Annotated in this window: 8 protein-coding genes; all 8 read right to left on the bottom strand. The window is 50.0% G+C overall.

Features of this window, described 5'->3' with window-relative positions; all coding sequences use genetic code 11:
• Window positions 1–175 precede the first annotated feature (175 nt).
• The 8 genes from J2Y43_RS21120 to J2Y43_RS21085 all read right to left on the bottom strand — a co-directional run bounded on the left by J2Y43_RS21120 (window position 176) and on the right by J2Y43_RS21085 (window position 12,494).
• Complete coding sequence (locus J2Y43_RS21120; protein ID WP_309987783.1) at window positions 176–643, bottom strand: RidA family protein; 468 nt, start codon at window positions 641–643, stop codon at window positions 176–178.
• 37 nt (window positions 644–680) lie between these two features.
• Window positions 681–2,177 carry a cytochrome c class I gene (locus J2Y43_RS21115; RefSeq protein ID WP_309987786.1) on the bottom strand — a complete coding sequence of 499 codons (1,497 nt, stop codon included), beginning with the start codon at window positions 2,175–2,177 and terminating at the stop codon, window positions 681–683.
• Between the two features lie 109 nt (window positions 2,178–2,286).
• Window positions 2,287–2,718: a cytochrome c gene (locus J2Y43_RS21110; protein ID WP_223403199.1), complete on the bottom strand. Its 432-nt coding sequence runs from the start codon at window positions 2,716–2,718 to the stop codon at window positions 2,287–2,289.
• 127 nt (window positions 2,719–2,845) lie between these two features.
• Entirely contained in the window at window positions 2,846–4,579 is a 1,734-nt protein-coding gene (locus J2Y43_RS21105) for a PQQ-dependent sugar dehydrogenase (RefSeq protein ID WP_309987789.1), read from the bottom strand.
• Between the two features lie 93 nt (window positions 4,580–4,672).
• Complete coding sequence (locus tag J2Y43_RS21100; protein ID WP_309987791.1) at window positions 4,673–5,923, bottom strand: amidohydrolase/deacetylase family metallohydrolase; 1,251 nt, start codon at window positions 5,921–5,923, stop codon at window positions 4,673–4,675.
• 55 nt (window positions 5,924–5,978) lie between these two features.
• Window positions 5,979–7,199, bottom strand: coding sequence for an aminotransferase class V-fold PLP-dependent enzyme (locus J2Y43_RS21095; protein WP_309987792.1), 1,221 nt, complete (start codon window positions 7,197–7,199; stop codon window positions 5,979–5,981).
• Between the two features lie 247 nt (window positions 7,200–7,446).
• Window positions 7,447–9,021 carry a SusD/RagB family nutrient-binding outer membrane lipoprotein gene (locus J2Y43_RS21090; protein ID WP_309987794.1) on the bottom strand — a complete coding sequence of 525 codons (1,575 nt, stop codon included), beginning with the start codon at window positions 9,019–9,021 and terminating at the stop codon, window positions 7,447–7,449.
• 14 nt (window positions 9,022–9,035) lie between these two features.
• Window positions 9,036–12,494 (bottom strand): SusC/RagA family TonB-linked outer membrane protein, encoded by a 3,459-nt coding sequence (locus tag J2Y43_RS21085; RefSeq protein WP_309987796.1) that lies wholly within the window; start codon window positions 12,492–12,494, stop codon window positions 9,036–9,038.
• Window positions 12,495–12,575: the final 81 nt, after the last annotated feature.

The raw sequence follows: 12,575 nt of genomic DNA, 5'->3' as shown, positions 1-12,575 counted from the left end.
CAAAATAAAAATTCGTCAAAAATGCCGTAAGTGGTTGATAGGAGTAAAATAGTTACTTTTGAAAGTAGGAAAAAAGGAGGAAAGGGAGAATGGAGGATGGAGAATGGAGGAGAAGAAAACAAGACAATGACTTCTTTCCTTTCTTCCTTTTCTCCATCCTCCCTTTCTCCCCATTCTAAACGTAAGCGATGCAGTCGATTTCAACGAGTGAGTCGCCTGGAACGCCGCCGTATACCGCTACCGTAGTGCGGCATGGTGGTTTGCTGCCGAAACGACCTTTGTAAGCTTCGTTCATGGCTTTGTAATCGTTCAAGTCATGGAGAAATACGGAGCATTTCAGTACTTTTTCCATCGAAGAACCCGCTTTGATCAGCTCTTTTTCCAGCTCATCGAGTACGTGCTTGGTGTGAGCAGTAATATCGCCATCGAAGTGTGCTCCCTTACCGGCCACGAAAACGAGGTTATTGAATTTGGTATGGCCCGAGAAAAGAGGTACATCCTGATACATTTCCACGTCGCCCACTTCTTTTTCAGGTGCAGGTGCTGGCATTGCTGCCTGCACTTTTGATGCAGCGCCGATGCCCGCGATGCCGGCAACCGATGCAAAAAGCTTTTTGATAAGAGATCTTCTTTCAGATTTCATAACAGATTAATTAGAGTTATATGTAGAACGAGATGTATTACGAAGTTTTCTTTTTGGCTTTTTTCGCCAGTTTGTCGTTGGCAGGCAGTGTTATTTTCCAAAGGCTTCCACCGGCCTTGTTACCTCCTTGCTTGCCTCCGTACTCGATGACGTACAGCGTGTTACCAATTAGCAGGGCATCGGTAGGAGCCGTGAAGTTGTTGATAATGCTGGTAGTTTTGGTTTTATAATTGTCGGTCTTTTTGTCGTAAACCATTTCCAGGTGCAGCAGGTCTTTGCCGTAGCGGCGCAAAGGGTTCGGGTTGACGACGCCGTTGCGCGGGCCACCCGTGTAGCGGATCACGAAGCCGTCGCCGGTGAACTCTTTGCCCAATGCGTTGTGTGTATCAAAGAAAAGACCGAGTGGCGACGAGTGCGCATTGAACGTTCCCACAGTAACGCCGGTGGTGTCGCCGTCCATGACCACGCCGGTTTTACGGTCGCGGTACTCGTTGGCGTCCGGGCCCATGTTCTGCACCGAAGGCGAGAACTTCACGCCGGCTGGGCGTTTCGGGAAGTCGGGGTCGTTGTGGAAGTACTTCATGAGGAATGCAAATGCAAACTTGCTCAGGAAGGGATCTTTTTCCGGGTCGGGGTTGAAGTCCGGGAACTGCTGAGGGTTTTCGATGCCGCCCATTACCCAGGGAAACCCGTAGTGATGGCCCTTCCGCACCCAGAACATGTCCTCGGGATGGTCGTAGTCGCCGGAGTTGGAAACGGCAAAGAGGTTACCTTTTGCATCGAAAGCCATGTCGTAGGCATTACGGATGCCTTCCGCGAAAATGTAGCCGTCGGCTTTCAGCTTGGCAAGATCCGTGGACAACAACAGATCTTTGGAATTGATCGGGAAGCGGAAAATGTTCGCAGTGAGCGCATTGTCGCGCGCATTGGGGTATTCGCCGCCGTTATCCTGAACCTCGCCGTGGTCGGTACGAGCGCCGGTGTTGACGTAAATGTATTTGCCGTCCGGACTGATTTCCAGCGCATTCCAGCCGTGGTCGAAGGTGGTCTTGTTGGCGCCGTATTCAACGGTATTGAAAACGACCGTCATTTCCGGTTTGTCAGCACCGGGTGCTCCCGCGCCTTGCTTCATTTCGTAGCGGACCATCCGGCCTTTATTGCCTTTGTTATTGTTGACGCTCACGTTCCCGGCGAGGAAGAGCGTATTGCCATGGAATGCGGCACCTTGCAGGCGGGGAATACCGTGGTCTTCAACGGATAGCAGCTTTTTGCTCACAGGCTTGCCATCCTCGATAACGATTTTAACCACATCACCGAAAAACGTGGTGTAGTACATTTCACCGGTAATCGGGTGCTGGATCAGGCGCACCGCTTCCGGTTCAACTTTCATGTACTCTTCAATGGTAATGTCGTCGCGAAGTGCTTTGGGGACGGAAGTAGTGACCTCCCGTTGTTGTCCGAAAACGTGGAACGTCATGCCCAGGGCGAGCGCCGACGTGAATCCGGATTTAATAATGCGGCTGTAATGTAACATAGTGGTCTTTTATGGGGTTTAGGGGATTTTGACTTGGCTGTCGGCTGTCGGCAATCGGCTGTCGGCTTTTTAAGTTTGATAGCCGATTGCCGACAGCCGAAGTACTACATCACTCTTGTTTGCCCAAGTGCCGGATGTACGCGACGAGCTGCCAGCGCTGCTCGGCCGTGAACACATCCTGGAACGGTGGCATGTTACCGCGCCCGTTGGACATTTTCCAGAACAGTGAGCCATCGCTTTGCGCTTTTACAAGCGTGTCATGAAAATTGGCGGGTTTTTGGCCCAATGCACCGCCAGCGGCGCCGTCGCCATAACCGCCTTCTCCATGGCAGGAAGAGCAGTATAAGGTAAATAGTTCTTCGCCTTGCGCGAGCGTTAGTGGTTCTTCGTGGTAGGGGCTTTTCAGCGTATCAGCCCAGGCGGGTGCCTTCCAGGGCTCCTGGGCATTGTGTGTGAAAATATGCTTTTCGGAAGAAAACCCCGCGAGGCCTATTCCGGAAAGCATAATAAAGCTTGCGGCTATAATGTTGTTTTTCAACATGAATATACAGAAATGGTGAATTAGTTACTTTTGCCATTCTTCCTCCAACCCCTTCAAAGGAATACTCAATTGCCGGAGAGTAATATCCGCTTAAACGGGGTTGGAAGATGAACGGCGTAATATCTCGTTACTTGATCGACGCCCGAACTTTGGCCACTTCTTCGGTTGTGACCGGGCTTGCGTTGTTTCCGAAATTGCTCCGGATGTGGGTCAATACCTCTGAAATTTCTTCGTCTTTCAGGAAGCTGTGTTGCGGCATTACGTTGTTGTAGGCTTGCCCTTTTACCTCGATCGGCCCCTCCAATCCATTCAACAATACCTTAATCAGCCGTTCCTTATCGCCCGTAACCCATTCGGCATCTCCCAGTGGGGGGAAGCGTTGCGAGTCGCCCATGCCGTTGCGTTGATGACATGCAGTGCAATATACACTGTAAACTTTTCCGCCTGCAACGGGTTTGTCTTTGTCAAGGTTATCATTTACAAAATCGGGCGTGCGGATGTGCGTCATCGTTTTGCGCTGCTCCATTTTCGCCAACGCCGTTTTCGTGAATTTCTTCTTGTTGCCTTTGTAGGTTACTTTCCATATCTTGCCCTTTTCTGTCTCGGCAAGGTAGATCGAGCCATCGGGGCCCATGGCGATACCCATCGGGCGGTAAACCGCATCGCTTACGTTCACGATGGGGTCGAGACCCGCAAAACCATCGGCAAAAATCTCATATTCACCGGCTACCTGGCCATTTTTAAAAGGTACAAAACCAATGAAATAGCTCGACTGCGGATACGGAGCCCGGTTGGTAGAGCCATGGAATGCGATGAATGATCCGTTTTTATAATGCTCCGGAAACTGGCTGCCCTGGTAGAAAAGGATGTCATTAGGTGCCCAGTGGCCCGGGAAACCGATCAAAGGTTTCTCATACTGGTCGCATTGACCCACAATTTTACCATCACCCCCGTATTCCGGGTTTAGTACTTTCTTGCCCTGCATCTGGTCCCAGTAGCAGTAGGGCCAGCCGGCGTGTGTACCTTCTTTAATCCTTAAAAACTCCTCGGACGGCAGCATAGCACTCTGCCAGCCATTATAAAGCTGCGGCCAGAGGCGCAAAAGGTCGTCGCGGCCGTGCTGCACTGCATATAAATTGTTGTCCTGGAAATTCCAGTCCAATGCGACTACGCTGCGGAGACCGGTTGCAAACTTGGTACCGTCTTTCTGCAACTGCCCGGTCTTGTTTGCATCGAATTTCCAGATACCACCGTGGTCTTCCAGGATCGGGCAAGGGTCCATACCTTTGGAGCCGGGCGTACGGTTTTGCTCCTGGCAGGCATTGGAATTGGCACCGAAAGGCACGTACATAAAGCCCTTGTCGTCAAATGTGATCGGCTTTGCAATGTGCTCGTGCATACCGTGCGGGTGGTCGTCGGTCAATATCACTTCTTCCGGGCTTTCGGGAACGAGCTTCCCGGGAGTGAGTTTGTAGCGATAAACAACGAGTTCGGAACTGAAATACAGGTAACCCTTGTAAATGCGCATAGCCGTTCCGTAGGCACGCTCTTTGGCAGCACCGCCGAAACGCTTGATAATATCGGCCCGTCCGTCGTTGTTGGTATCGCGGAGCGCGATAACGGACTCACCTTTGTCCGCAAAACGTGCCTTCACATAAATATCGCCGTTGTCATTCACCGCAATGTGCCGTGCGCGACCCGGGAGGCTGTCGACGACCACGGTAGCTTCAAACCCATCCGGCAGGAACAAGCCACCATTTTTGGTATTAACCACCGGCAAATCCCGGTCGGAATGCTGCGTAAACCCGAGCCCAAGCAGCATCAGGAGGGAAGCAGACAGTTTTAAGCGTTTCTTAAACATAGGACAATTAAAGAGGGGTTTAGGGGCCTTCGGCAATCGGCTGTCGGCAGTCGACTTTTTGGGTTTGATAGCCGATAGCCGACTGCCGAAGTACTACTTCAAATATACCGGCTCCGTAATGCCGTTCAAGTCATAAACTATTTTTCCGCCCATTACGGTGAGCTCGCATTCCAGTTTTTCTTTGCCGGTTACCTTATAACCGGTTTTATCGTAAAAGCCGAAGTTGCCTTTCCGCATTGAAAAAACGGCGACGTCGGCGATGGCGCCTTCGGAAATGTGGCCAAGCTGCTCGCGGTGGATCACTTTCGCGGGCTCCCAGGTGCTGGCTTTGATAATCGCCGGCAGATCCATTCCCATGTTATAGAATTTCGACATAATGCTCAGCATGTCCTTCATCGAGCCGTTCATGCTGCCGGTATGGAGGTCGGTGCTGATGGTAGTAGGGTAAAAGCCGGCTTTCATCGCCGGGATCGCCTGCGAATAATTGAAGCTCGCGCCGCCATAACCCACGTCAAAAACAATCCCTCTCTTGCGTGCCTCGATCGCGAATGGTTTTACTTTCTGCGTCGCTTCGTCCACAATCGTTTCTCTGATATTGCCTTCGAGCAATGTGTATGCGTGTGTATAAATGTCGCCCGGGCGAAGGTGTTTCATGAACAGCTCTTCGAGGGGAAGGGGAGGAGTGCTGCCTCCAAAATCGACCATGACGGGCATATTGGCTAATTTACCGGCTTTCACCGCATTGTCCACCGGTTTCCAATCCTTACCCTGGAAATGCGCTACTTTGAAACCGACCACATCGTTGCGGTTTTTGATGGCGACGCCTGCGGCCAGGTTCGGGTCCATATCGGCCGTATCCTGCTCCCAGTTTCCGCCGCGCATGCCTTGCCCCACGATGTTCAGGAACGAGAGTACGCGGGTTTTGGAATTGAAAATTACATTGTTTTTAAACTCTGAGAACGAGTCCCAGCCGGCACCGCCCGCGTCGACGATCGTTGTCACGCCAACGCGGAAGGTGAAGCCGTCGGGTGGTAACGCCACCAAACCATTACTGAGGTAATGGTTTGGCTCGGTACCAAAAAACACGTGTCCATGGATATCGATCAATCCGGGTGTAACATACATCCCTTTGGCATCTACCACCTGGCGAGCCTCCTTCGGATCGATATCCTTCGCCACTTTTTTGATCTTCCCTTCGAAAATACCGACATCCATCACCTGATTGATATTGCTCTTCGGGTCGATCACCGTGCCGCCTTTGATCAGGACGCTGTACGTTTGGCCATGGGAAGCCACACCGAGCAGACATGCCAGAAAAATGAAAAGGATGGACCTGTGTTGCATTTTACTTCTTGAAAAAGGTTTGGGTTTAGGAAGAGTTAAATGGTACTGTACATATTTAAACAACTGCTTTCGACAGTTCTTCTTTCAATCTGGACGCCACGATTTTCTCCTCGCCCGGTTTGAGCATCCAGGTGGTAATGGTCAGTGAGTTGTTCTCACCGGGCATTACCTCAATCGACGGGTTGCCTTTCCGCAGGCTTTCCTGTAATGTTTTCACAGGCAGGCTCACTTTGGCAGCATCCCACGATACTTTCAATGTGGGGGTGTGGTTACCCAGTTCAGGCACGGTTACCTCGGTCGCGACCCCTTTCACGCTTTTTACAGCATTCTCGATCGTCGCTACGCGGTCCTCCCATATTTTCCACTCTTTTTTGTGATCCATCTTCACGAAATTGTCGAGTGCGACATACATGCCGAGGATCTCTTCTTTATTCACTTTCATACCGCGACCGATGGTCGAGCCACGCGGCGGCATGCTGAGGCGGGCTGCATCGATATACTGCTTTTTACCCATGAGGATACCCGCGCTTTGCGGTCCGCGCATCGCTTTCCCGCCTGATACGCACACGAGGTCGAAGCCCAGGTCGTTGAAACGCCAGAGGTTTTCAACCGGCGGCACGTCGGCAGCCATGTCGATCATGGTAGGAATGCCGTTCTTTTTGGCGATTTCGATCCACTGCTCGTGCTTAATCAGCCCTTTATCGGATTGAATATGGAGAAACCACATCAATGCGGTCTTTTCATTGATAGCCTTCTGCAATTCCTCCACCGTTTCAACCTGCACGATTTTGCAGCCTGTGTTGGTCAATGCATGTGAATAGCCGATGTTGTGGCCTTTCTGAATAATCACTTCTGACTTCATGCCGGTGCCCTCCAAATGCGGCAATGCCTCCACTTTCTTCTGATCCATGCCCGTAAGCACGCCCGCGAGGCCGAGCGTCAGTGCCGAGAAGCATCCGGCAGTCACTACCGCGGATTCGGCGTGGGTAATCGCGGCGATTTTCTCGCCAACCTTGGTCTGGACTTCATCGAGCATCATAAACTCCTTTGCCGCGCCCTGGATCGTCGCCACCACATCGTCCTGCATGAGGGAACCGGTCATCATAGTGTAGGTACCCGCTGCATTGATAAAAGTACGAATGCCCAGTTCTTTGGCGAGGTTACGCACGGGCGCCTTGGCCAGCAGGCCGGCAGCCTCGGCGGTGCCATTGCCCAGGAATCCGCCCAGGAGGGGAACTGTGGACAGATGCTTGATTAAATCTCTACGGTTTATCATATTGGTTAAGGACTGAATAGATTGGTTAAAGGCTTTACAAAAGAGGTTGAGACAGTATGCAGAGGAAGGATGCGTTTTATGGGGCCCTATACTCTGTTTGGTAGGATTATTTTTTTAATAATCAAAAAATTAAAAAATAAACTTTGGTCAATACCTGTTTCGATGCCTTTTTATTCCGATTGGGTGTTTTTTGAAAGTGCCTTCCGACGAAAATGTTGCGGAAGGCACTTCTTACTACTCGTCTACTTTAATCTACATCCCACCAGATAGGGGTCGCTGCACTGTCTTTTCCGCCAAGGTGCGTCGCTACGGCCGCTTTAACGGCGTCACCACTGGAATTGGTTACCGCCGAAGGATAAGTTAACCGTTTGATAAACGTACCGGCAGGCAGGTCCGGGTTTTTGGTTACGGCTACCGGATAAAGTTTCGGATAACCGGTTCTTCTGAATTCAGACCAGGCCTCGGTACCTTCCGGATACAGTGCGATCCATTTTTGGGTGATGATTTTTTCCAGCTTGGTTTCAAAGTTGTCAGCATCGCTCCACTTTACAATCACTTTCGTCTGTGCTGGAAGGTTGTTTGCGGTGTTTTTGGGATCAACGTAGGCGATTTGGGTACTTGTGCCCATTAAATACTCTTCAACTCCACTGGCTCCGTTAGCCTTGAATGACGCCTTGATTCCATCTTCATAGAATTTCTGGGCTGTACCCCCCATATTCCAGCCGCGTAATGCGCCTTCCGCTTTCAGGAAATAGCTTTCAGCCACATCGACCTGCTTCACCGGCGATGTCGTGGATACATTTGGCAGTGAATAGAACTGGTAACGGCTTTTTTCCGGTCTGTCGGAGCCGGCGCGAATCCCTTTGATCTTTCCGCCCGCCGCCGCGTCGGTTGCAGGTACCGCATAGAGTGGAAGGCGCGGATCGTTGAACCCGGTCAGGAAAGTTTCGATGGTTGCCGACAACCGTGTATCTGACCACGCGTTGGCCATGGTGTAATACGGGTTAGTTGTAGTAGGTGTGACAGAAAACCCTACGTCGGTAAGCAAGCCTCCGCTTTCTGCTGCTACTGCTTTTTCGCCTTCTGTTTTGGCCATATCCGGTTTCACTTTCGAAATGCGGATCGCCAGGCGAAGGCGCAAAGTGTTAGCCAGTTTGATCCAGTTGGTATATTCACCCAACAAAGACGATTTGTCCCATTTTGCGAAACGCGTCTTGTCGGCATTCGGGTTAGCTGCTTCGGCTGCTTTGAGTGCCGTCACCGCTTTGTCCAGTTCAGCAAAGAATGCGGTATAAGCCTCTTCCTCCGAGTCAAATGCGACTTGTGCAGCGGTGCCATATTTGGTGTATGGGTAAGGGCCGAATGTATCTACCAGGCGATGCGCAGCGGCTACCTTAATAATCAGAGAGATTGCATACAAATCGGGGTATTTGGTTTCATAGCCTTTCTTCCACATTTGCAGCCATTGGTCCATGACGTTTTGCGTAGAGGTATTCCACGCCGTGTTGTTCCAGCCATCGACCATGAAGTAGGTAGTCGTGTTTTCATTGTTCAGAAACGGCGTTGGCGTTTCCAGATAACCTGCGAACGATTCGGCTTGCAGGTTTTGCTGGGTTTGTACCGCCGTAGTCGTAGCGACGATGCGGTTCATCATTAGTGGAAGCAAAATACCTCCCTCATTGGCATCCTGAACAAGCTGCTCATCGGTTATGAGCTTCTCGTCCTGATTCAGGGTTTGCATATAGTCTGTACACGACGATACTGAAAGCAGGCATCCGAGGGCCAGTACGTTGTATTTATGTTTTTCTATAAAGAATTTCATGAGAACGATAGTTATTAGAAGGTTGCACGAACTGTTACACCATAGGAGCGGGTTGCAGGAATGCTGAACCCTTCGATTCCCTGCATGGCGTTTGCGGTGGTAATGCTGACTTCGGGATCGAACGGAGCGTCTTTATAGAAGAAGAATAAGTTTCTGCTGATGAAAGAAACGCTGATGTCCTTGATGGCTTTTGATACCTTGGGGAATGTATAGCCGATCGCGAGCTCACGCATACGTACGTTGGTAGCGCTGAACATGTATTCTTCTGCGGCAGCCGCTACATCACCTTTACCTGAAATAAAGTTATAGTATGTTTCGGCCGGGATCGTTTTGCCGTTAACATTCACCCCTCCTGCGTCGCGCGCCTCGCCAGATCTTTTCGACAGCCCTTTGAAGTCCAGCCATTGCTCTGTCATGGAAGCTATTTTGCCTCCGAAACGGCCGTCTACCAGGAATGAAAGCGTTGCATTCTTGTATTTAAACTGGTTGTTGAAACCCAACAAAAACTTGGGGTTGGCATTGCCGAGGTATTGGTCGGTTCCGGCGGATAGCAGCGGAAGGCCGGTGGTCTCGTTGTATTTGATATTCCCGTTGGCATCTCTTTGGTAGGTTTTTCCAAAAAGATCGCCATATGAGCCGTACTCGCGTCCACCGAGGTTAGGAATACCCGGCCGGGTCAGGAAGAGTTGCAGCATCCGTGTGCTTCCGCCGGCTTGTAATACAAACCAGTCGGATTTGAGCAAACTACTGAGCTCTCTTATCTGGTTTACATTTCGGGAGAAGTTTAATGCAGGGGTCCAGGTAAGGCCGCCGCCGAGATCTGCCTTGTAGCTCAATGTCGACTCGAAGCCTTTATTTCGTATCGTACCACCGTTGATCCAGAAGTTGGAAGCACCCGCACCAGCCGGGGCCTGAATTTGGAATACCTGATCGTAAGTTGTTGCATTGTAATAAGTGAGGTTGAAGCTCAACTTATCCTTGAAAAAACGCAATTCGGTACCGATTTCGTAGGAACGAGTGCGCTCCGGTTTCAGGCTGGTGGTGTCGCTTCCACTGAAAAATGGCAATGTGCCGCGGCCATTTACGTTTTCGTCATTCGATAACGAGTAGGGTGGTGTCCAGTTGGCAACCCCAAATGGCAATGCGTTACCCACTTCTGCGTAAGATGCACGGACCTTTGCAAACGAAAGAATATTGCTAGGCTTCAAATGTTCAGTCAATACGTATGAGAGCCCCACCGAAGGATAGAAGAATGATTGGTTTACAGTTGAAGACCATTCTTTGCGAGCGGTCAGGTCAACAAAGAAAGTTTCCTTGTAGCCTACTGTGGCAGTTCCGAAAAGTGCTTGTGAAAGTCTTTTTTGCAAACTTTCAGTAGCATTGAAGAAACCCTGACCAGTAAGACTTTGCAACGCGTATACCGAGAAATAGTTGGGGTAAGAGAGCGTGTTGGTTGCGCCGTTGTTACCTACGTTCATATCATAAAAGGTATTCTGCGTGTTGCTGAAGCCCAAAGTAGCAGAAAGGAACAAATCTTTGCCGAATGTCTTCGTTCCGCTCAGCAAAAGGTCCGAGTATAACTGGTCGGTGTTGGTGAGATTCTTGCGGTATCCGCCATTGCTTCCTACGAGTGTCGGGTCGGAAGAGGCATATTGGCGCAGTTCATAAGTGTCCTGTACTTTGTCGTAGGTCGTGCGCCCTTGCAGGTTCAGCCAGTCGGTGATTGCCCATTTAGCAGAGAATGCATAGATGGTACGGTTGCGGAACTGGTCGGTCTGGTTGCGTTTGGAAAGCCAGTAAGGATTCTGATTAGAGCTGGCTTCGTTTTTAATATACGGCCAGTTTTGCACGTTCATTAGGCGGGCAGGATCCCATTTCTCGAAATTGTTACCGCTGTATTTAGAAAAGTCATCACCGGTCGGGAACAGGTAAAGGCTGAAAATAGGGCTGTAATAGAAACCCGATTGCGGGCGATTGTATACCTTTTGCTCAATGTAATTGACCGATGCGTCAAGAGAGAGCTTGTTGTTGAAGAGCTGTGTTGTTCCGCGAAGGTTTACGTTGTGGCGGTTGTAGTCGTTTTCCGGAACAATACCGTTCGCTTTTGTATTGGCATAAGATACATAGAATTGGCCGATATCATTGCCATTAGTAATGGAAAGGCTGTTTACGAAAGTCTTGCCGGTGTTGAAGAAATCTTTCAGGTGCTTGTCGCTGCCGTTGGTAATTTTAGGGCCCCAGCTGTCATTGACCGCGGTGTTGGCAACGCCGCCGTAACCTTGTCCGTATGAAGTTTGTACCTGCGGCAACGCAATCGGGTTTTCAAAATTGGCGGTGGAAGAGAAATTGATTGATGCATGCCCTTTCCGTCCTCTTTTAGTGGTTACGAGAATAACCCCGTTTGCTGCCTGGCTACCATACAGAGCAGCCGCAGAAGCTCCTTTGAGAATCGAAATGTTCTCGATATCCTCAGGGTTAAGGTTTGAAATCGCGTCACCTGCATCCCGTGTATCGAACAGGGTGCTTCCTTGCGAACCATTCGCATTGTTCATTGGGATACCATCGATCACATACAAAGGCTGGTTGTTGCCTGTAATGGATTTGTTGCCACGGAGAAGTACTTTGGAAGAGGAGCCTGGTCCACCGGTTCCCTTTGTGATTACTACCCCGGCTGCTTTTCCGGCGAGTGAGTTTACCATGTTGGGGTCTTTCACTCGGGTAAGCTCTTCACCGCCGACGTTCTGTTGGGCATAAGTCATGCTTTTAGCATCCTTTTCAATGCCAAGCGCAGTTACAACAACCTCACCCAGTTGCTTTACATCGTCCAATAAAACGATATCGATCACCGAGCGGCCGCCGACGGTGATCTCCTGACTGGTATAACCGATAGAAGAAATGATGAGGACCGAATTAGGATCAGGTACGTTGATCGAAAACTTGCCGTTGATATCGGTGGTCGTACCCGTAGTTGTTCCTTTCACCAGGATGTTGGTTCCCGGAACACCAGCGCCTTTGGCGTCTTTGATTGTTCCGGTTACCTCTTGGGCGAGTGTCTTTGCTGCCGGAGTCGAAACAGGAGTTTCAATAACGGTGGCACGCGAAACCGGTTTGTCGTTGATTACAATGTTATTGTTAATCTGGGTATAGCCAAGTCCTGTTCCGGCCAGTATAGTTTCCAGCACCTCTTTTACCGTTCTACTTTCCAGGGAAACTGAAATGCGTTTCTTTTTGTCGATTCTTTCGATGCTGGTGACAAACTTGAAATCACTTTTTTTCTCAATAGCTAAAAATGCTTTTTGCAGAGTGACATCTTTAAGGTAAAGTGAAATCTTTACTTCCTCGATACTCTGAACAGAGCCGGGGTTCGTCGCGAAAGCCGGTCTGACGATCGACAGGGTCATGATCATCAGCACGAATAACTTCCAATACCGGCTGGCGGCATGGCGGTGTTGTACTGGTAATAATTTGCTCATACGATTGGGTAGAAAAGGTTAAATTAGGAATTGAGGGATTATATAAAACTGCACATGGTAATTCTGATCGGTAAATGGGAT

Origin of the sequence: Dyadobacter sp. BE31, assembly GCF_031457695.1 — a bacterium.
Classification (GTDB): domain Bacteria; phylum Bacteroidota; class Bacteroidia; order Cytophagales; family Spirosomataceae; genus Dyadobacter.
Note: the sequence above shows the minus strand (reverse complement) of the source record. Positions and strands in the feature narration are given on the sequence as shown.